The organism is Ferruginibacter profundus (genome assembly GCF_054783275.1).
Genome location: NZ_BAAGQW010000003.1, coordinates 1506572 through 1527685 on the forward strand (window position 1 = coordinate 1506572; position 21114 = coordinate 1527685).

Annotated in this window: 15 protein-coding genes; 3 read left to right on the top strand and 12 right to left on the bottom strand. The window is 39.9% G+C overall.

Features of this window, described 5'->3' with window-relative positions:
- Positions 1–80 precede the first annotated feature (80 nt).
- Positions 81–2285, bottom strand: coding sequence for a DUF3857 domain-containing protein (locus tag ACYVM0_RS26170; protein ID WP_460562282.1), 2205 nt, complete (start codon positions 2283–2285; stop codon positions 81–83).
- Positions 2285–4342, bottom strand: a complete 2058-nt coding sequence (locus tag ACYVM0_RS26175) for a transglutaminase-like domain-containing protein (protein WP_460562284.1) — start codon at positions 4340–4342, stop codon at positions 2285–2287. Before ACYVM0_RS26175 ends, ACYVM0_RS26170 begins: the two co-directional genes overlap by 1 nt.
- A 204-nt stretch (positions 4343–4546) precedes the next feature.
- Here ACYVM0_RS26175 and ACYVM0_RS26180 point away from each other — a divergent pair, with 204 nt between their 5' ends.
- Positions 4547–7708: a WD40/YVTN/BNR-like repeat-containing protein gene (locus ACYVM0_RS26180; RefSeq protein ID WP_460562286.1), complete on the top strand. Its 3162-nt coding sequence runs from the start codon at positions 4547–4549 to the stop codon at positions 7706–7708.
- Between the two features lie 87 nt (positions 7709–7795).
- Here ACYVM0_RS26180 and ACYVM0_RS26185 read toward each other — a convergent pair whose 3' ends face one another.
- From ACYVM0_RS26185 to ACYVM0_RS26215, 7 genes are all read right to left on the bottom strand, one after another.
- Positions 7796–8422 (bottom strand): DUF47 domain-containing protein, encoded by a 627-nt coding sequence (locus ACYVM0_RS26185; RefSeq protein WP_460562288.1) that lies wholly within the window; start codon positions 8420–8422, stop codon positions 7796–7798.
- A gap of 10 nt (positions 8423–8432) precedes the next feature.
- Positions 8433–9425, bottom strand: a complete 993-nt coding sequence (locus tag ACYVM0_RS26190) for an inorganic phosphate transporter (RefSeq protein WP_460562290.1) — start codon at positions 9423–9425, stop codon at positions 8433–8435.
- An 81-nt stretch (positions 9426–9506) separates the two neighbouring features.
- Positions 9507–11117, bottom strand: a complete 1611-nt coding sequence (locus ACYVM0_RS26195) for an SLC13 family permease (RefSeq protein WP_460562292.1) — start codon at positions 11115–11117, stop codon at positions 9507–9509.
- Between the two features lie 167 nt (positions 11118–11284).
- Positions 11285–11776, bottom strand: coding sequence for a CYTH domain-containing protein (locus ACYVM0_RS26200; protein WP_460562294.1), 492 nt, complete (start codon positions 11774–11776; stop codon positions 11285–11287).
- Between the two features lie 10 nt (positions 11777–11786).
- Positions 11787–12428, bottom strand: coding sequence for a hypothetical protein (locus ACYVM0_RS26205; RefSeq protein ID WP_460562296.1), 642 nt, complete (start codon positions 12426–12428; stop codon positions 11787–11789).
- 17 nt (positions 12429–12445) lie between these two features.
- Positions 12446–13276 carry a lamin tail domain-containing protein gene (locus ACYVM0_RS26210; RefSeq protein WP_460562298.1) on the bottom strand — a complete coding sequence of 277 codons (831 nt, stop codon included), beginning with the start codon at positions 13274–13276 and terminating at the stop codon, positions 12446–12448.
- A 19-nt stretch (positions 13277–13295) separates the two neighbouring features.
- Positions 13296–14657 carry an OprO/OprP family phosphate-selective porin gene (locus ACYVM0_RS26215; RefSeq protein WP_460562300.1) on the bottom strand — a complete coding sequence of 454 codons (1362 nt, stop codon included), beginning with the start codon at positions 14655–14657 and terminating at the stop codon, positions 13296–13298.
- A 197-nt stretch (positions 14658–14854) separates the two neighbouring features.
- Between ACYVM0_RS26215 and ACYVM0_RS26220 the strand changes: the two genes are divergently transcribed.
- On the top strand, positions 14855–16120 hold the full coding sequence (locus ACYVM0_RS26220) for a pyridoxal phosphate-dependent aminotransferase (RefSeq protein ID WP_460562302.1): 1266 nt from the start codon (positions 14855–14857) through the stop codon (positions 16118–16120).
- A gap of 160 nt (positions 16121–16280) precedes the next feature.
- Here ACYVM0_RS26220 and ACYVM0_RS26225 read toward each other — a convergent pair whose 3' ends face one another.
- A complete protein-coding gene (locus ACYVM0_RS26225) occupies positions 16281–16529 on the bottom strand; it encodes a hypothetical protein (RefSeq protein WP_460562304.1) in 249 nt (82 codons plus the stop codon).
- Between the two features lie 221 nt (positions 16530–16750).
- Here ACYVM0_RS26225 and ACYVM0_RS26230 point away from each other — a divergent pair, with 221 nt between their 5' ends.
- Positions 16751–17863 (top strand): glycosyltransferase, encoded by a 1113-nt coding sequence (locus ACYVM0_RS26230; protein WP_460562306.1) that lies wholly within the window; start codon positions 16751–16753, stop codon positions 17861–17863.
- Here the strand turns inward: ACYVM0_RS26230 and ACYVM0_RS26235 are convergent.
- Positions 17852–19810: a glycosyltransferase family 2 protein gene (locus ACYVM0_RS26235; RefSeq protein ID WP_460562308.1), complete on the bottom strand. Its 1959-nt coding sequence runs from the start codon at positions 19808–19810 to the stop codon at positions 17852–17854. The two genes, ACYVM0_RS26230 and ACYVM0_RS26235, sit on opposite strands and share 12 nt — an antisense overlap.
- A gap of 410 nt (positions 19811–20220) precedes the next feature.
- Positions 20221–20622, bottom strand: a complete 402-nt coding sequence (locus tag ACYVM0_RS26240) for a hypothetical protein (RefSeq protein WP_460562310.1) — start codon at positions 20620–20622, stop codon at positions 20221–20223.
- Positions 20623–21114: the final 492 nt, after the last annotated feature.

Sequence of the window (21114 nt, forward strand, 5' to 3'; positions counted from 1 at the left end):
GCGTTGTTTTATTTACAGGAATTTTTAAACAATAAATAAAGCTACAAATTCCATTGATAATTTTTGATGTGCAACAGCTATCAATTCTTTTTTAACAGGATTTTTCGCTGGCTGAAATTATAAGCAGCATCAATAAATTCCAGCATCTTACCAAAGTCTTCTTTTTTTACTTTGGTTTGCTTGTATATTTTTTTGATGTTTAATTTAAGCACCGAACCCTCAATGGTTGCTTTGGTAATAAAAGCGCCGGTTTCATTTTCCACACTCTGGTTTAAACCGGCCAGGCCTTTTACAGTAAATCCTGCGGGAATGGTATAGTTGATATCCCAGGTAAGTGTATGCGGATAGCGCACATCAATATCATACTTTCTTGTTCTGTCTTCCGGTTTTACCTGGTATTGGCCACCCATCAGCAGCGGTACATTTACCAAATAGTTTTTACCGGCCTTCCTGGTAAGGTCGCCCAGTACAAATTTTTCAGTATATTTTAATTCCTGCTTATTAAATGTTCTGCCATCGGTTACTAATGTAAAATTATCATAGCTCACCACATTACTGTATTCGTTCTGCAACTGGCGCTTCATATATTCCGGTTTGCGTTTTTTAAATTCTTCTTTTTTTGCAAATATTAGCCGGTCAATTTCTTCCCGTTTTTTATCAGATAACTGGTCAAGATCGTTATCACCATAATAAGCCAGGTAATCTACATCATACACGTTGGTATACGCCAGTGCAGCGCCTTCATTATCGTGTTTGGAAATACCTTTAAATGAAGATGTGGTGGTGATATTTGTTTTTTCCAGGTTGGCATCCATGCTGGCTTCAATCACTGTATTATTATAATTTTCTTCCGGCGTGGTAAGCGGTAAAGTAATGGCAGTGGCGGTTGGGTTTTTCCCCAAAGTAATTACATACGCTTCGTTTCCCAAATATTCATCTTTAAAATCAAAAGGATTGGAATTGGCAGAGAAGTTGAATACATATTTATTTTTAACCCTAACCAGCCATTGCAGTTCGGTACCAAAAATTACGTTATCCATACCTGTAGTACTGTTATCTGTAGTAACGATCAATTCGGCAGGCAAGCCTTTCTTTTTTAATTTTTCCAGCATCACGTAAGCAAAAAACTGGCTGCCTAAACGTCTTCCATACAAACCATTGGTATGGCGTAACACATAATACACCCGCTTGATAAAATCTTCATCGCCTGCATCGTAAGCTTCGTATTTACGGAGGTAATATTCTGTCTGGCTTAGCAAACCTGTGGTATATGCTGCTAAAATATTATCCTGCGTTAATTTTTTTCCTGCGCCGGCGTCCATCTTATCATAAATACCATTTACTTTTTTTGCCAGTTCATCGGGGGTGATAGATTTTTTTAATTCGCCCCTGTCACTAATAAATAAATCGGTGGCATCATTGTTTTTAGAGTAGATGATCTGAAATTTGGTCATTGGCAAAGCCAGGTATTCATTTACCCAGCGGGTATCTTTTATTTTTTCCCTGTCATTATCCTGCCAGGTAAATACTTTATAACCACCAGCGCTGCTTTCTTTAAACTCAGGTGCGCCATTGATGGATTTACTATTTACATAACTTCTTTCGTCAGTATTAATTTCAAATTTCTGGCTTACTACCGGGTAACCCCTGTGGCATAAATAATAAACCGGGTCAAATTCCAGCGAATTCATTTTAGCCACATCGTTATCATTAAAAACAGTGCTGGCATAATCAATAATGTCGCCGGGTTCTAAATTAGATACCGCCAGTTTAAAATAAATATTTTCGCTTTTGGTTTTATTTTTAATGGTGCTTTGTTTTTCAAAATACGGCGTAAATGTGCCAGGTACATCATCGTTATCTTCTACCAGTACTGCTGTTAATAATGAAACAGTATCTACTGTTCCGTCTGCTTTAATGATATGCAATGCAAAGCCATCATTTTCGTGCCCCCTTCTGAAATAAAATTCAGAAAAACTGTTTACGCCATCTTTATCCAGCAATTTAATTTTGCGGTGTGTGGTTTCATACACGTTCAGTTTATCGGCACCGGACCCTTTATCAAAAACAAATTTTACTTTTTGTGCAATAATAACGCCTGAGAAACCTTTCCATTTTTCAGGTACCTGGTTGCTGCTGAAATCAGCATCGGCCTCTTTCCATACCGCATCCATATTTGATTGCAGCCGGTTGGCAAATTCTTCTTTAATGGTTTGTGCAAATGCGGCAGTATTGATCAATACCGCAAGCATTAAAAATTTTATATTGAGGAGTTGTTTTTTCATTACTGGTGTTTTACGGGTGTGGTTTTAGCTGGGGTTGTTTTTACGGGTGCTTTTGCAGGTACAGTTTTTACCGGCGCTGCTTTTGCCGGTGCAGCCGGCACTTCTTTAGGTGCAACATAGTTAGGGTCTTTTTCTACCATCACTATATTATTGTTGAAGTCTTTTAATTTTTTTAAAAAATCTTTCCAGTTAGTAAAATCTTCTTTTTTAATAGTGCCTGTTTTTATGGCTAAAGATTTTTTCAAAATAATTTTATCGCCTTGCTGTGTATAGCTGCCACTAAAACCATAATCGGTTGCCTGTTGCGTAAAAGCTTCGGGCAGGTCCTTAATTTTGTAGCCTGGTACACTTAATTCAATTTCATCTTCAGCAGTATAGATACGATCAAACTCATAGGGATTAACTCTTTTTTCGTCTGGCGTAAAGCCGGTTAATTTTCTTGGAAAGAAATCTATACCGGCATACACTTCTTTATCTTCCCTGATAATATTATTGCTCAGGTCAATATCTCCTTCTATCACCACGGGAATTTCACGGTTGGTTAAATCAGAGGTTTTTACATTGCTCACATTTAAATTATCATTGCCAAATTCCAGTATTCGCTGCAGTACTTCCTTTTTACGGTCGGTCGGTAATTCCTGGAAGTATTGATGAAAACCTGTTCGCTCTTCTCCCGAAAAAGTAACTTTTAAATGGCCTTTTAAAATATTATCGTTCAAAGTAAAAGATGCCTGCGTTAAAATTTTATTCTGGTTAATATCTGCTACGGGTACTTTTATTATCTGGTGCTCGGTGCCTTTGCCTACCATGGCTTCTTTACCTTGTATACGGTAAGCATATTCACCAATGGGAACATAGTTTTCGGTAGCATCTAAAAAATAGGTCTTGCCCCCGATAAACACCGTAGAGATACAGTGATTATCCACACACAATGAAGGAATGGCATAGGTATAAGGTAAATGTTTGGTGCCTATCCATGTCATGTGTGCATCAAGGCCTGCCAGCTTCAGCATTTCGGTTACTAAATTGGCCATGCCTTTACAATCGCCGTATTTATTTTTAAAAACATCCTGTACGGTTTGTGGTACAAAACCTGCGTACCCATCTTCAAATGCTATGTAGCGGATATTATCCTGCACCCAGTAAAAAATTGCTCTTGCTTTATCCAGGTCGTTGTTTTTTCCTCTTACCAACTCATCTACCTTAGGTTTTAAAGTTGCGGTTTTATTATCTGCTTTGGAGTAGAGGTATTGATACCATTTATACAGATCGGCAGCGCTTTCAAATCCTTTTTGTTGTGCACCATCTGCAGTAAATGATTTTACCAATACAATAATATGCGGATAAGTATAACCGATGGGCAATGCATTGTCTTCGCTGGTTAATGGCGGCAGGTCTTTCATCTTAAAAGTGTACACTGTTTTCTTGCCTTCGGTTTCGGTGGTTTTGGTGACGGTGTTACCAGCAAAGTTCATTTCCCTGAAATCAAGCTGAATATCGGAGGGCACTTTAAAGCGGATTATTTTTTCGCTGGTAGCATACTGGCTGTGAAACATTACCCGGGTTAAATACTTGGCATCTTTAATTTCTTTTTCTACTTCCACCATGGCACCCATGCCCATTTTAGGAATAATGATGTTGAAATATTTTACGCGGCTGTCATCATAAAAAATATCGCCGGATGTTGCCGATTTATCAATCGGTTTATTTTTAGCCGTATAGTTTACAAACGAATTACCCGATTTGTAATACTGCTTTATCTTGGTGATGGCAGAAAACTTATTGTAGAATTCGCCGTACTGCACCATTGTGGCTTCACGTAAAGAAATGAATTGCACCCGCTGGTTCATCAGTGCGGTTACAACCGGGCCGTTGCCATCGCCTTTGCCAACAGCAAAATCGTACTCTTCAATATCCGAAAGTACAGCTGACCTTTCATCGGGGTATTTTCTTTTTAAACGATAGGCTGTGGCCTCGTCATCATCGCTTACCTGGGCTTTTGCCGGCGGGGTAAAAAATAAAAAGGCCGTAAGGAGTAACAGAAAAAATTTTTGCATACAGATTTTTTAGGGAGTTATGATTTTATAAAATGAACTATGGCCACCCGACTTCAGGTGGCAAAAGGATCAGTTATTATATACATATGAAAATAAGCAATTAACAGATGCGGCATCACAAAAATTACATAGAATTTCCGCCTGTATAATTATTTTGTATTAGCTGCATTTTTTTTGCACCTTCATATACCTAAACTACAATTCATGAATAAATCTAACGTGCTGTACGGCCTCTTGTTGCCTTTGTTATTAAATACTGCAGTTTCTGCACAAAAATTAAATCCGGGTCAGTTTAAGAATATGAAAGCCCGTAGTATCGGCCCTGCAGGCATGAGTGGCCGGGTAACATCAATAGATGCTTTGTACAGCAACCCCAACATCATTTACCTGGGTACCGCAAGTGGCGGTGTTTGGAAAACAGAAAACAGTGGCGCCAAATGGGAGCCCATTTTTGATGAGCAACCCATTTTAAACATTGGCGCTGTTGCGGTACAGCAATCTAATCCATCTGTATTATGGGTGGGTACCGGGGAGGGCAACCCCCGTAACTCTGTTAACATCGGTGCTGGTATTTTTAAAAGTTTAGATGGCGGTAAAAACTGGAAAGCAATGGGGCTTGAAAAAACCAGGAACATTCACCGTATTATTATTGATCCCGTTAACCCCAATACAGTTTATGTTGCAGCTATTGGCAACCCTTACGCCGAACATCCTGAACGGGGCGTTTATAAAACCACCGACGGGGGCGATACCTGGAACTTAATTTTACATACCAATGACAGCAGTGGCTGTGCCGATTTAATTATCGACCCCTCAAACCCCAATAAATTAATTGCCGCTATGTGGCAACACCGCCGTACACCTTACAGTTTTACCAGTGGCGGAGCAGGCAGTGGTTTATACATTACTTACGATGCCGGTAAAAACTGGAAAAAATTAGGTAAAGAAGAAGGCCTGCCCGACGGTAATTATGGCCGCATTGGTTTAACCATTTGCAACAGCGAACCTAAACGCATGTATGCCATGGTGGAAGCTACTAAAAATGGATTGTATAAAACAGATGATGGTGGTTTTAAATGGGAACTGGTAAACAGTAATAAAAGCGATGTTACCAACAGGGCTTTTTATTTCCAGGATATCCGGGTTGATCCCAAAAATGAAAACCGGTTATACAATATCACTCAAACCATTACCGTGAGTGAAGACGGAGGAAAAAACTTCCGTACTGTAATTCCTTATGCCGGCATACATCCCGATCATCATGCTTTCTGGATAAACCCCAACGACCCCAATTTTATTATTGATGGTAATGATGGTGGTATTGGTATCAGCAGGGATAAGGGAAAAAACTGGATCTTCAGCGAACAGATTCCTGTAGGACAATTTTATCATATTAATACCGACAATAAAATTCCTTACAACGTAATGGGTGGCATGCAGGATAATGGCAGCTGGCGTGGGCCGGCTTACACCTGGACCAATAGCGGCATCAGAAATTTTTACTGGAACAATGTTGGTGGTGGTGATGGTTTTGATGCTTCGCCTGACCCGGATAATAACGATTGGGTGTATGCGATGAGCCAGGAAGGGGAATTACAAAAAACCAATGTGGTAACAGGGGAAGATATGTATTTGAAACCACCCACACCTGATGCAAAAACCTATTTACGCTTTAACTGGAATGCCGCTTTTGCACAAGACCCTGTGGATGCAAAAGCTATTTATTTCGGCAGCCAGTTTTTGCACAAAAGCACTAACAAGGGTTTAACATGGCAAATTATTTCACCCGATCTTACCACAGATAATAAAGTGCAGCAAAACCAGGAAAATAATGGCGGCCTTTCCGTAGATATTACCGGTGCAGAAAATTATAATACCATTCTTTGCATTGCACCTTCTGCTATCGACAATAAAATAATATGGGTAGGTACCGATGATGGCAATGTTCAATTATCAAAAGATGCAGGTAAAACCTGGACCAATTTCAGGGGCAAAATTCCCGGTATGCCTATAGGTGCGTGGGTACCGCAAATTAGGGCCAGCCGCTATAATGCAGGCGAAGCATTTGTAGTTTGCAATGATTACAGGAGAGGTGATTTTAAACCCTATATTTTCCGCACCAGAAACTTTGGGCAAACCTGGGAAAGAATGCTTGATGAAAACAAAGTAAAAGGTTATGCCTTGTGTATGATTCAGGACCCAACAGAACCTAACTTAATTTTTGCAGGAACAGAGCAGGGGCTTTGGATAAGTTTTGATAATGGCACCAGTTTTCAGCAATGGAAAAACGGGTACCCTTCTGTTTCTACTTACGACCTGGCAATACAGGAAAGAGAAGCTGACCTTTGTATTGCCAGTTTTGGCCGGGCATTATATATTATTGATGATATCAGGGCATTAAGAAAAGCGGCTGCCAATAACGGTGCCGCATTTACCAAAACACTTACTGTGTTTGAAGCACCGGCATCTTACCAGGCTAATTATAAATCGACGCCGGGTTACGAATGGAGCACCTGGGGTTTGTATGAAGGACAAAACAGGAACCGTGGTGCAGCTTATTCTTTCTTTGTAAAACCACCCGAAAAAGCTGATTCATCAAAAAAGATAAAAATTGATTCTGCTACTGTAAAAATTTACACCAGTACTAACGAATTGATAAGAACAATAAAAATGAAAGTGGATAGCGGCTTTAACAGAAACTACTGGAATTACGAAACCAAAGGCATTCGTCAGCCGGGCTCTGCTAAACCTAAAAGCGATTTGCCCGAACCCGTAAACTTTTCATTGGGTGTTTATCCAGGTACTTATAAATTGGTAATGACGATTGGTGCAACAAGCGATTCTACTATGCTGGTGGTAAATGCAGATCCTAATGTGCCCAACGACAAACAGGTATATGATGCAAAAATGTTGTTACTAAAACGCCTGGATAAAAGCACAGCAAGATTAACCGATGTAACCGACCGGTTAACAGAAGCAGAAGAAGCCACTGCAAAAATTGAGGCCCAGTTTAAAAATGCAGAGGGTAAAGAAGTTGACAGTTTAATGAAGACCGGCAAAGCCATGACAGACTCCATAAAAAATATCCGCAATTTTATTTTTGGCAAGCCGCAGGAAAAGCAGGGTTATGGTTCTCCTTACCAGTTAACTGTAAACGAAAAACTGCAAACTGCAAGAGGAGCTATTACCAGCAAAAACAAAATACCCGATGCCCAGGAAATTAACCAGGTAGAAATTGCAGAAGCATTGATAGCACAGGCTGTTGAAAAAGCCAATACTTTCTTTACCACTAAATGGATGGCTTATCAAAAATTAGCCGAAGCAACACCGGTGAAAATTTTTAAAGAATATAAGGTGGTGGAATAAATAAATTACCACCGGGTTTAAAAAGCAGCATCTTTTGGATGCTGCTTTTTTATTTTTGATAACTAGCGCTACTGCAGTAATTATACTTTAAGAAAGTTTAATCACTGCCATACCTAATGCATCCGCTGCTGCATCTGCAGTGTCGGACATATTAGAGATATGGCGGTATACCTCTCTCAGGTGTAAAATACTTTGGAGGTCGTTGGTAAGCCTGGCCTTATCTGCAAACAATATTTTCACGGCTTCCCTGTAAATTTTATCAATTTTATTTTCGAGCTTGGTAACGTTTACAATATGATCATAGGCAATTCGTGGATTTTTCATCAGCCTGCAGATAGCCTGAAAAAGTTCATTGCCCTCCAGCTTAACCTTTTCAACCATCTCCTGTATAAATTTATCTGGTTTTACGTTAAGTAAAAGCATTTCTTCCAGTGTGGTGTGTGAGTATTTAGCCATACCAAATAAGGAGACTGATATGTGGTAAATATCTTCACGGTCGATGGCTGTGATAAAAGTATTATGCAGATCGTCCATCAATACCATTTTTATATCTATGATCTCATCAATTAAAGCTTTGTTTTCTTTTACAGTTGTTTCGGTGATATTGCCCATATTTTTTTCCAGGAACTCAAGGCTTTTTACAGTTTTTTCTGCCTGCAGTTTTAGTTGTATAATAAAACTGTCTTCTTTTTCGGTATTTGTAAATAATCCCATAACAAATAATTTAATGCACTAATAATTTGATTAATAAATAAACCGGGATGGCCAGTACAGCAGTAATAGGTATGGTTAATACCCACGACAGAAAAATTTCTTTTAATACCAGCCATCTTACTTTGGATAATCTTTCGCCTGCGCCGGCACCCATTATAGACATACTCACCACCTGTGTGGTACTTACCGGGCCGCCAGATAAGGACGACACAATGATAACCGCAGCTGATGCCAATTGAGAAGTAAAACTATGTATTGGTTTTATTTTGTAAAACTTTGTGCCCATGGTGCGTATTATTCTCCAGCCACCGGTAAAAGTGCCCAGGCTGATGGCTCCGGCACACATCAGCATTACCCAAAGCGGCACTGCAAAATGTTGTTGATAGCCTGTAACAACCAGGCCTAACGTCATTATCCCCATTGTTTTTTGTGCATCATTGGCACCGTGGCTTAATGCCAGCGCAATGGCAGTAGGAATTTGTGCCAGCTTAAAAAAATAATTGGCATTGGGTGTGGCATTCTTCAACAGGGTATGGGTAAGCTTCATGGTAAGCCAGCCAAAAAACAAGCCCACCACAGGTGAAAAAAGTAAGGCAATAAATACTTTAATTAGCCCTTTGGCCATTAATGCCTTAACGCCACCGCAGATCAGTACTGCACCAATTAATCCGCCAATAAGTGCATGAGACGAACTGGAAGGAATGCCATAACTCCAGGTGATAACATTCCAGATGCAGGCACTTACCAATGCAGCAATCAATACCTGTATGGAAATAAATTGCGAAACAGCAATACCGCTGCCAATGGTTTTGGCAACAGCAACACCAAAAATAAAGGGGCCTGCAAAATCTGCCACCGCCGCCATTGTAAGTGCTTTTCTTGCACTCATAGACCTTGAAGAGATAAGGGTAGCCACCATATTGGCACTATCATTAAATCCATTTAAAAAATCGAATACCAGTGCAATTACACCTAATAATATCATCCAGTAAAAGGGAGTCATATATTTATTTTAAAGCATTACCGGCCTGTTTGTTTTTATTTTGTACTTCGTGTATACTTTATGTTAATCTATTTTATTTTTTTAAAAAAATACTCCGTTCGATGTATAGCCCAGGTACCGCAGCATCGTCTCGCCCCAGATGATGATCATTATCCAGGTAATAACCATCATTATAAATCCATATTTAAACGAATCACTGATGCTGTATTGATTGGTGGTATACAACAATGCAGCAGGTTTACTGTTAAAGGGCAACACATACACATGCTCAATCAATAATGCTACAGGAAATGCCAGGCTCATTACGGGATAGCCAAACTTTTGTGCTATACCAATGGCCATCGGAACAAAGATCAATGCCCTCATGGTTTTGGATTGAAAAAGCACCGCACTGAACAGCATTACAAAGGTCAGTCCCAGGTAAAGTATCCAGAAAGGGGTGGCTTTGGTAATATTGAAATGGGTAAATAAAGCATCGATCATGCTGGCAGGAAGATCAGTGGCTTCAAGCCCGGCACCCAATGCATAGGCACCGGCAGAAAAGATCATTAAATGCCAGGGTATATCAACATCATTCCATTTTACCACACCAATGCCGGGCATTAATGCCACCACGGCCCCCATAAATGCCACTATGGTTTGAGAAATACCATGTTGTTTATCTGTTGCCCATAACACCAGCACCACCACAAAAATGGCAATAGATTTATATTCGTTAACAGTCATTTTTCCCAGCAGGCTATATTCTTTTCTCAGTCTGTCCATACCACCTGCAATCTGTGGTTTTTGTTCATCCTTTTTCATGGGAAAAATAAGTTTAGTACCCACAAACCACCCGATTATAATAAGGATGATACATAGCGGGAAGGCGGCAATAAACCAATCCTGGAAGCCAAAAATTTTCCGACCCATGGCCCCCGCTATTATTGATCCGGCCAGCAGGTTGGCGCCGGAGCCGGTAATAAAACCACTTGCGCCAACACTTATCTGAAACAGATTTTGCAGTACAATATTTCTACCAAAATTATTGCGGTGGCCAGGCCTTGCCCCGTATATGGCAGCAATTACCATAAAGATGGGAAGCAGGATGGTGGCTTTTGCCGTAGTGGCCGAAATAAAAACCGAAAGCACAATATTGATGACGATAAAACTAAAAAATATCCAGGTGGCATTTTTTCCAAATCGAATTACAAACCACAAAGCAAAACGCTTGGCCACTTTTGTGGTTACCAGCATGCTTGCCAATACAAACGACAAAATGTTAAGCCACATTACCGGGTGCCCCAATTGTGCATACGCAACCTCTTCGGTAGTAACCCCGGTTAGTACCAACGCAAGCACTACTATAAGCGAAGTAAGGTAATTGGGAATGGCTTCTGTTACCCAGAGAATGATAGCAGCAGCAAAGATGGCCAGCATGGCATAATTGATATGCATAAATTTATCAGCCCCCAGTTCTTTCAGCCGCTGTGCACCATCTGTTTTAAGTATATCCGGGTTAATGTGATTGAGAAAAGTGATATTGGCAAAAAAATAAATCAGTATAAATGAAAGGATCGCCAATGGCCCACCCAGTATTTCCATCCATTTTTCAAAACCGGCCTTTTCTATTTTTTTAAACTTCTCCACCCGGTAATTATTCATATCCAGCGCATCAAAAGCAACCTCTTCATTTTTCAGGTCGGTATCCATTTCATTTTAATTTTCTCATTCACTCCATAGCATAGTGTATTCTTCGTAGCCTTTGCCGCTATCAGTTCCTTTGCTGCAGAAAGATATAAACTACCATAAAAAGCAAGCACTGTACTATAACTTTATAACCTGCCATACATTTACCAGGCCAGCTGTTGCACTATACCTTACATGATCAGTTGTTTATGCTTCCATTTTGTATACGGGTGCTTCATCAGCATAGCATTATAATATTTTACATCCCCTGTTACCTCGGTGCCAAGCCAGGCTGGCTTTATAAAATGGTCATGTTCATTTTTCAGTTCTATTTCTGCTACAACAAGGCCTTCATTCTCACCATAAAATTCATCTACCTCAAATGTATGATCACCCGATTTTACTTCGTACCTGGTTTTATCAATTATACCCGGCTCACAAATTTTCAGCAACTCTTTTGCTTCTGCTACCGGTATTTCTTTTTCCCATTCGTAACGTGATGCCCCCGAATTATTACCGATACCTTTTACGGTAATAAATCCCAGCTCACCTTTTACCCTAACCCTTACCGTTCTTTCCGGAACAGAAGACAGGTATCCTTGTGTGATACGGGTATGCTTTTGCGCTTCGTTTTTAAAGTCTGAAGCGATAACCAGAAATTTTTTTTCTGTTTCCTGTGCCATAATATAATTTTTAGTTTGCCAATGGTTTATCTATCATGCCAATTACTCTTTTGATAGCCTGCAGGTAATTGATGTTCTCTACATTTTCAAGCCCGATATCTTTAATGGTTTTTTTTATATCCTCAATTTCTGTCGATTCAGAATTAATGGTAAACACATTGGCGCCATTGATCAGCACATTACCCGTCTCGCAAATAGTATTGTTAACCATATAACCAAAGCGTTGTTTGTGTACCCTTACTGCTTCAAGGTCGGGATGTTCACTAACCATGGCCATAAACTCTTCGTAAGTATAGCTTGTCCTGGTCAGCTCCGGCATGGCAACCCCGAAAGCCGGAAAAACCTCGTTCCTTAAAACCACAGCAGCCAACGGAAATTCTCCTTTCATCAACGGGTTCCATTGCTCAAGTCCGTCTACCGTTTGCACAAAGGTTTTAATATCCATTTTTCCATCACGTATCTTGGTATTGTTGATATTATTGGTGCGTGACAGGATATAAATTTCATCGCTGTTACGTTCCCATACTTTTTCGGGTACGGGTACCGACAAACGGGCCATACGTTTGGCTGCATTCTCAAAATGCTGACCAAACGTACGAAATTCAAAACGGGGTTTAGATTGTTCTCCTATTTGTAATGCAGCTGTGCTCATTTCACTTCTTTTCCTTATTAATTATTTGACGTTCCTCTTGTTGGTGTGGTAAATATTACCAGGTTGGCAGAACCATCAGGCTGGCGGCCGTATGATTTTTTACCTACCAGGTTTATAGTAAGAAAATCCAGCGATGTTACTAATACTCCTGCTGTATTTTCAAGGTATACTGCATCCCCGGTTGAACTCAGACCGAATTCTACAGTGTATTCGCCACCGGTATATTCTGTTTTTTGAACGATAAACCCTTTAGACGGAATGATTGTTCCGGCATTTAATATTCTTTTCGCCTTTGTTCCGCCCGAAGTTTTTATCCCTTCATCATAAAATGCATACCCGCTTATGTCTGCTGCAATATCCGAGCCGTTATATATTTCAACCCAATCCGGGTCAGATACATCCTTTGTTCCGTCAGATAAAACTTCGTTAATGAAAAGTCTGATCACATTTGAGGCACCTACCGTATAGTTAGCCAGTTGCAGTGGGGCTGTTGCAGGATAAGTAGTGGTAAACCCTCCGCTATTTTTTACCTCTACATAATATTCCACCCTGGTTGCCATTGGCATAGCAGGAATAGTTGCTGTATACATAAACTCTGCTCCTGTTGTCATTGTAATGGCGTTAAAGGTGCCCGTAGCTGATGTCCGGTACATTACTTTTGCTGATATAATGCCCTTTAGATCGGTGATCTTTGCAGTAATAACAGCACTATCTGTTGATTGTGGTGCTGCAGGCAGCAGTGTTACTGTTCCGATAGACGCAGGCCCGTTATAGATCTCATCTTTTACGCATGATGTGGCTGCAATGGCCAGCGTTAAAGCAATGAGTGAAAAATATCTGAGTTTCATAATTGTATTTTTAATAGTATTAAAAATTAATTTCACAACGAATACCTATCTGGTTATAATCTTCACCTGAAGTACCATTAGCATTGGCTACTTTGGTGGGGTCTTTGGTTAATGCTCCGGTAACATCCTGGCCCACGTATAATTTTCCTTTTCCGCTGGCATACCTGTCGTGGTTGATATTACTGAAATTGACCTGGAATTTTACATTTTTTGAGGTATAGAAATTGACCCCTGCGGTTATTGCTTCGGCAGATCCGCCATAAACAGTCCTGTCATTCAGGTCTACAAAATCATAACGTAATGCAAGTTCTACATCTCCCCATTTTTTACCTCTGTCTGGTTGTGTAAACTCTCCTTCAGATTTATTGTATACCTGTCTTCCGCCAAACAACATATACACAGCCTGTGCGTAGTAGCCGCCAAAATAAAGCTTCTCCTGGTTATTGGTACGCAGGGTTGTGTTGTTGATCATTTCACCCTGTACTGCCAGTCCTTTGTAGTAAGCAGCCAATTCCACATTGCTGATCAGCTGGCGTTTGAAGTAAGGAATAACATCTGTATCCAGGAATTTCTTGCGGTTAATACTGCTAAGCGAACGGGTGCTGTAACGTATGCCACCATATTCAGCAGGGTCAACATCTGTTTTGGGTTGGCGCAGCGAATAGGCGTATGCAAGATGCACACCATAATCTTTATTACTGCCAAAGGGTTGTAATACAAACTTACCGGTAAGGGATACCCCCTGGTCTCTTCCGTAATCTTTATTATTGTCTTCAATATAAGTTTGTGTTTCCTGGTCTTTTATTTCCTGGAAAAAAATACCCCCTGCTACAAAAAATAACTTACCATTGTAATTAGCTTCCCATCCAATGTGGCGGGATGGTGCAAAAGCTGTAACCACCATCGACCTTTCCATAAAATTGAGGTAGCGGGAAGAAGATGTTTCTGACATGGAAAACCGCTCTTTGTAATTACCCACACGTGTGTTAAGGCCATTTAAAAAATCGTAATTAAAATAGGCATCTTCCAGTTCCAAAACACCGTTGGCAAAATTCAGGTCAAGTTCGCCATACCAGTTTTTACCCAGGTTGGTTTTGGTGGCAAACCGTGCTCTGCGGATGGTAACACCATTTCCAATCGGGTTTAATGTTTTGCCTAAAAACATTTGTCCGTCTGTTTGTACACGAATATCAAACCATAGCCTGTATTCCTGGTTTTTAGATTCAAAAACTAAAATACCATCACGGGCCTCAGCAAATAAGGGCATCCGGTTAACTACTTTTCCATATTGATTTAACCTTTCATGATTATCGGTGGTATCCTGTGCAAACGCTATGTTGATATAAATACCTAAAGCTATTATGAGCATTATTTTTTTCATACCATTATGTTTTAATAATAATTAAATATTCTGTTCAACAAAGGTATCTGGCAGTAAATGGGGCTACTATGACTGGTGTCATTGAAAACAATGACAGCCCTCAAACCAACCGGTATACACAGTTTTAATTTTTAACACTTACTACGTTTTGTTTTACCCGCCTTTAAAATTTACTTTTGTGGCTTAATTGAAAGGATATGAGTTCAACCAAACTAAGCCAGCTGGCAGAAACTTTAATAGGATCAGAAATTGTAAGCCTGGGCGCAGCCATTAAAGAAAAAATAAAACAAGGCGATAAAATTTATAATTATACCGTAGGCGATTTTGATGCAGCCGTTTTTCCTATACCACCGGCATTGGAAAATGAAATTATTGATGCGTATAAAAATCATTATACTACTTACCCCCCGGCAGAAGGTATTGCAGAGTTAAGGGAAGCGGTGGCCGGTTTTGTTGCCGTAAGGGAAGGGCTTGATTATGCTACCGACGAAATTATGATTGCCGCAGGCGGCAGACCGCTTATCTATGCCGCATTCAGGGCCATTGTTGATAAGGGCGATAAAGTAATTTACCCCGTACCCAGCTGGAATAATAATCACTATGTACACTTTACCGAAGGCCAACATGTATTGATTGAAAGCAGGCTGGAAAATAATTTTATGCCTACTGCAGAACAGATCAAACCTCATTTAAAAGGTGCCACTTTGCTGGCTTTATGTTCGCCTTTAAATCCTACCGGTACCACTTTTACAAAAAAAGAACTCACGGCCATTTGCGACCTGGTAATTGCAGAAAATGAACAACGTGGAGAAGATGAAAAACAATTGTACTTACTATACGATCAGATATACTGGACCTTAACCTTTGGCGATACCCAACATTACAACCCTGTTTCTATCAATCCTAAAATGAAAGCGTACACTATTTTTATTGATGGCATCAGTAAAGCCTTTGCTGCTACCGGCGTAAGGGTGGGATGGAGCATGGGGCCAAAAAAATTGATTGATAAAATGAAGGCCATTAACAGCCATGTAGGTGCATGGGCACCTATGGCCGAGCAAAAAGCGGTGGCAAATTATTTATTGCAAACAGAAAATATCAATACTTACTTCAGTAGTTTTAAAGCGGCTATTGAACAACGTTTACGCAGTATCTACAACGGTTTTATACAATTAAAAAAAGAAGGCTTTGCTGTGGATGCAGTAGCGCCACAGGCAGCTATCTATCTTACCATACAAATAAACCTGGTGGGTAAAACAACTGCAGCAGGAAAAACCTTAGCTGCACAAACCGACGTTACCCAATACATTTTAGATGAAGCCAAAATTGCTATTGTACCTTTTTATGCATTTGGTGCAGGTAAAAACAGCAGCTGGTACCGTTTAAGTGTAGGTACCTGTAAAACGGAAGAGATTGATGAAATGCTGGAAAAATTAAGAACTGCCTTAAGCCGGCTTGCCTAATAGTTTTTGCGAAAATAAAATGGAGGAGACTTGTTATAACAACGAAAGTTGATGAAAATGAAATAAGGACTAAGCTGTAGAGAGGTTGCATAAACGCAAAAAAACATCGTTGTAAACCATACATGATTTACAAACAGGTAATAGAATAAAACTGTTGGGTTTAATTCTTACAATTCAAAAATACGAAAGGCTTTAAATCTCTCTGCCGTATAATTGCCTGGAGTTGTTTGGGGGTATTAAAAATTTTGTACTTGTTCACATCAATTACTTCATGTGCAGTAACAATGTTGTCGAGGCATTCAACCGAATACAATATGCCATGAAGAAGTTCCACTTCATGCTCAATCGCTTGCGGAGTCATTAACTCCTGGTTGAACAATACCAGTAAATCCCGGTTTGTGTTGTTCATAAGTGAAATTGGGGTTCTGCATACTACCTTCATCAACGCCTCAATAACCAACCATCCCTGTTTTGCTCGGGCAACCACACTGGCCTTTCTTGGAAGAAGTGCAGCTTGTAATTACCAGGCTAACGATCAATGTCAATAGTATTGTGATTTTAAATAGTTTTTTCATCAGCTTAGATTACTAAAGTTAAACTATTTTCACAATTATTTATTGTTTTCTTAAAATGAAATTTGAAAAAATTAACATAAAGGGTTATAGGAGGCGCATACTGGTAGCCCCGCTCGACTGGGGCCTGGGGCATGCCACACGTTGTATTCCAATAATTTACAGCCTGCTGGCCCTGGATTTTGAGGTAATAATTGCTGCCGAAGGCCCCATAAAAAATTTATTAAAAAAGGAATTTCCCGATGTGGTTTTTACGCATTTAAAAGGCTATAAAATCCGCTACAGCAGCTCGGGCAGGTGGCTGCCGGCAAGGCTTTTACTGCAATTTCCGGGTTTATTAAAAAGCATTGTTTACGAGCAGCAATGGTTAAAAGCTATTGTTAAAGAATACCAGGTTGATGTGGTTATTTCCGATAATCGTCTGGCACTATATCATAAAACCATTCCCTGCATTTATATTACCCACCAGTTGCAAATAAAAACAGGTAATCGTTTTACCACCTGGCTGGCGCAAAAAATACATTACTTTTTTATCAATAAATACAAAACCTGCTGGGTGCCCGACAATGCAGCTGCCGATAATAATCTTGCAGGCACATTATCGCATCCCGAAAAACTTCCTGCAATACCTGTTCAATACCTTGGCCCGCTTTCAAGATTTGAAAAAACTACTGCCGAAAAAAAATACCAGCTGCTGGTACTACTCTCGGGCCCCGAGCCACAAAGAACCATTTTAGAAACAATGCTATTAAATCAGTTAAAAACTTTTTCGGGCAGGGTTTTAGTGGTAAGAGGCCTACCGGCAATAGAAAAACCCGTTATAAACAATACGGATACACTAACAATAGTTAACCACCTTACAGCAACAGCTTTAAACATAGCGGTAATGCAGGCCGATTGGGTCATTTGCCGAAGCGGCTACACTACTATAATGGATTTGGTTAAGCTGGGTAAAAAAGCAATTCTTATTCCTACACCGGGGCAAACCGAGCAGCAATACCTGGCTGCATATTTAATGCACAAAAAAATATGCTTCAGTGTTTTGCAAAAAGATCTTGTATTAATGGAGGCATTGCAAAAGGCACAGCAATTTACATTTGTCAATGCATTGCCCTACCAGGAAAATTATAAAAAAATAATTGAAAACCTGGCAGTAAATTTAAAAGCTTAGGTATTTATAACCCCTCATTATTTTTTTAACATCGGTAGCGGCAGAATAATACGTGGCATACCATTCATCAGATAATACTAAACTTTCTGCAGGTAAATCATTTAACTGTGCAGGCAAAGTGGTTGAAGTAAGAATACCTTTTTTTATGGGCGGTAATTTATCGGTAGCTGCAGCATAGCCTATCCATGTTTTTTGCATCAGCAAAACAGTAAAAACATTTTTAAAAAAACGCAATGGTTTTTTTTGCAATACCAGGTGTACCGGAAAGCTCAGTAAAAAAAATATTGCCACAGCCGCATCCAGCAAATTTTTATTTCTCCTGTTTACAGGGTTGGTAATAGTGTACTTATCATTTACACTAAGGTACTCGCCGCTTATATCTTTATTATCGCTGCCTATAATGCTGCTGCTGCCCGATGCATGAAACTTGTTGCGTACACCTGCAGGCAGATGCTGTATAGCGGCAATTATTTCTTTAAAACTCAGCAGGTCTTCGCAAAAAACTATTTCTTTTACAGGGTATCTTGTAATAAGGTGGTTCAGTTGATGAATACTGCCTAATGCTTTGCTGCTGCTGGTTAAACTATCGTTTACCCTGCCCAGTACCTTCTCCGGCATACCGGCCTTATGCATCAATTCGGTTACGGTGGTAAAATCTTTTTCGCCGGCCACCACTATCGTTTGCCGGTAGGTATCTTCTGTGCTGCTTAAGATACCCCATTGCAGCAATAGCCAGCGCAATAAGCTCATAATAACAAATGCCATGGCAATACCAAACACCAGTATACCCCTGGAAAAACGGATACTTTCTGGCAGTAAGGCATACCCGCTAAGCAATACCAGGGCCGCCATACCTGTTGACCGGCTAAGTTGCGATTGCTTAAATCCCTTATCATACAGCCCCGAATAATAAGAGGCTATTAAAAAAATAAACGTAAAAACCGGGAAGGCAATGATTAACATATTGGGAGAGTAATTCACTTCCTTACGTATAAAAGTGCTCCACAAATACTTAATGCACCAAAAGCTGGTAAAAATAATGGCGGCATCCAATACCGGCAGGCCAACCTTTTGTATAAATTTTCCAGCAAGCGCCAAAATGGCCCTTAAAAAAATACCGGTTTGTATTAAAAAATTAAATACCCCGGCTCGGCTGCCGCTGTAATGTTTTTTTACAAACAAGCTCATGGCGCTGTAAAAAAGCTTCACGTAATTCAGGCTGCCTTTTTTGGTACTTTCTCCTTTAAAATGAATAATGGTGCTACCGGCAAAATAATAATTTTTATAATTACCTCCTGTGCCGGCGGCAGGTGTTTTTTGTATGCGGTAACTGAGATCCACATCTTCGCCATACATAAAAAAGGTTTCGTCAAAGCCGCCGGTAATAGCCAATACCTTTTGGGGTATCATCATAAAGGCACCGGCCAATACATCTACCTCGTGGTTTTTATCTTCTGCTAAATGCCCTAAATGGTAGCGGGCAAAAACTGCAGAATGCGGGAATAGCCTGGCAAAGCCCGATAATTTAAACAACGAGGTTAGCGGGGATGGAAATGCTCTTTTACTTTCTTTTAAAAATCTTCCGGTACCGTCGATCATGCGTATGCCCAAAGCCCCGGCATTGGGGTGTGATTGAAAAAAGCGAAGGCAGTTTTCAAAGCAATCTTCGGGCACAATGGTATCGGGGTTTAAAAAAAGCACATAAGCACCCTTTGCCTGTGCCAGCGCCTGGTTATTGGCTTTTGCAAAACCTACGTTTACACTGTTCCAGCTAAAATGTACCGATGAAAAGCGGGGTAACAAAAACTCCTTACTGCCGTCGGTAGAATTATTATCTACCACCAGCACCTCTGCATCAATATTTTTACACGCTTTTAGTACCGAGCAAAGGCATTGCTCTAAAAAGTACTTAACGTTGTAGTTTACTATAATTACAGATAATTGCAACAGCAGCAGTTTTTTAATACCCGGTGTACAAATAGTTGAACTGCGAATGTAAACAATTACTTAAAAACATTAGTTGTTCAATGTTTTATATAGTAAAACTTTATCCGTTCTTTATGCTTTGGTTGTGATAATAATGGTATTGGTGTAGCAGGTATTTTTTACCTGCTGGTAATGGTGCACAAAAAAATGTATAGCAACGTTAGGGCCTGGGTGTAAAGTGAAGAAAACCTAACGCAAATATTGAAGCTGATAAATGGCAGTTAAGCCTCTAACTGAAGCGGAAGAAATAGCTATATGTAATAAACTATTAAAAAAATACTTTGTATCAACCTGGTTATTGTTCGGCTAAACCTTAAGAAAACTGGGTTTTTGTTTGGTTTTTTACACAGTTCATGTTGTGTGCAGTACGTCTAATTTTCATCGATGGGCTTTAAAATTGTACCCATACCCATGTTATTAGCTTCGTCTGCCCCATCTCCAATTGAAACAATCAATTCGTCCTTCGATAATGCAGAAATATGTAATGATGTTTTTTTGATTTTTAATAGAACAATTTTTGGCTCTGGCTTATATTCCCATTTCCCGTTTTCGGATTTCCCGTTTGAGGAAACTCTTTTAAAAGTGCCGTCAGGCAAGAACTCATAAGTAACAGACTCATTCATGTTTGTCAGACGTTGTCCGCCCATTAGTATTGCTTTGAATCCCCACTTATGAAAAAGCACATTTTTAATACTATCAGCAGGAATGCTGATTTGAGCAGTTGATGCTTTTATAAGCAAGCATATTAAAATGGATAGAGTTACTTTTTTCATGTTTAGAATCTTAAAGTTGGTTTACTCTGAGAATTACACACAACGTTCCAGACTTTGTGCAGTTGGGGAATTGACCAACTGTGCGCCCGGAACTGAACCTGCCTGCCGGCAGGGCTAAATTTATAACTAAAAGCCGAAGTTAACCAACAAAAGCCTGGCAGAATTCCGTCCGCCGAAACCAATGCTGGGATATGCACTGACCCGTCCTGAAAAAAGTTGACTGGTTAAGTTAATAAATCCTGCTATTAGTTGACTAAGATAAAACATCCTTAATAAGGTTGATTAAAAAAGTTTTTCGCTAGGCGTGGGCAGAAAAATATTTTCGTAGCCACCATAGCTAAAGAAAATCTTTTTTTGTGCGCTGACCGCTTAGGTTGGTTGCATACTGGCTATTATTTTGGTGTTGTTTTGATAATAATTTTTCCATCTTCTTATTTGCGGTCCTTGCTGCTGGTGAACTTCATGTGGTATCTGCCAGTTAAGGCTGCTGTG

Excerpts from the sequence above, each read along its gene's own strand:
- ACYVM0_RS26230 (WP_460562306.1), top strand. The coding sequence starts at position 16,751 with ATGAAATTTGAAAAAATTAACATAAAGGGTTATAGGAGGCGCATACTG.
- ACYVM0_RS26215 (WP_460562300.1), bottom strand. The coding sequence starts at position 14,657 with ATGAAAAAAATAATGCTCATAATAGCTTTAGGTATTTATATCAACATA.
- ACYVM0_RS26190 (WP_460562290.1), bottom strand. The coding sequence starts at position 9,425 with ATGACTCCCTTTTACTGGATGATATTATTAGGTGTAATTGCACTGGTA.
- ACYVM0_RS26220 (WP_460562302.1), top strand. The coding sequence starts at position 14,855 with ATGAGTTCAACCAAACTAAGCCAGCTGGCAGAAACTTTAATAGGATCA.
- ACYVM0_RS26205 (WP_460562296.1), bottom strand. The coding sequence starts at position 12,428 with ATGAGCACAGCTGCATTACAAATAGGAGAACAATCTAAACCCCGTTTT.
- ACYVM0_RS26225 (WP_460562304.1), bottom strand. The coding sequence starts at position 16,529 with ATGAACAACACAAACCGGGATTTACTGGTATTGTTCAACCAGGAGTTA.
- ACYVM0_RS26185 (WP_460562288.1), bottom strand. The coding sequence starts at position 8,422 with ATGGGATTATTTACAAATACCGAAAAAGAAGACAGTTTTATTATACAA.
- ACYVM0_RS26175 (WP_460562284.1), bottom strand. The coding sequence starts at position 4,342 with ATGCAAAAATTTTTTCTGTTACTCCTTACGGCCTTTTTATTTTTTACC.
- ACYVM0_RS26170 (WP_460562282.1), bottom strand. The coding sequence starts at position 2,285 with ATGAAAAAACAACTCCTCAATATAAAATTTTTAATGCTTGCGGTATTG.
- ACYVM0_RS26210 (WP_460562298.1), bottom strand. The coding sequence starts at position 13,276 with ATGAAACTCAGATATTTTTCACTCATTGCTTTAACGCTGGCCATTGCA.
- ACYVM0_RS26195 (WP_460562292.1), bottom strand. The coding sequence starts at position 11,117 with ATGGATACCGACCTGAAAAATGAAGAGGTTGCTTTTGATGCGCTGGAT.
- ACYVM0_RS26180 (WP_460562286.1), top strand. The coding sequence starts at position 4,547 with ATGAATAAATCTAACGTGCTGTACGGCCTCTTGTTGCCTTTGTTATTA.
- ACYVM0_RS26200 (WP_460562294.1), bottom strand. The coding sequence starts at position 11,776 with ATGGCACAGGAAACAGAAAAAAAATTTCTGGTTATCGCTTCAGACTTT.
- ACYVM0_RS26240 (WP_460562310.1), bottom strand. The coding sequence starts at position 20,622 with ATGAAAAAAGTAACTCTATCCATTTTAATATGCTTGCTTATAAAAGCA.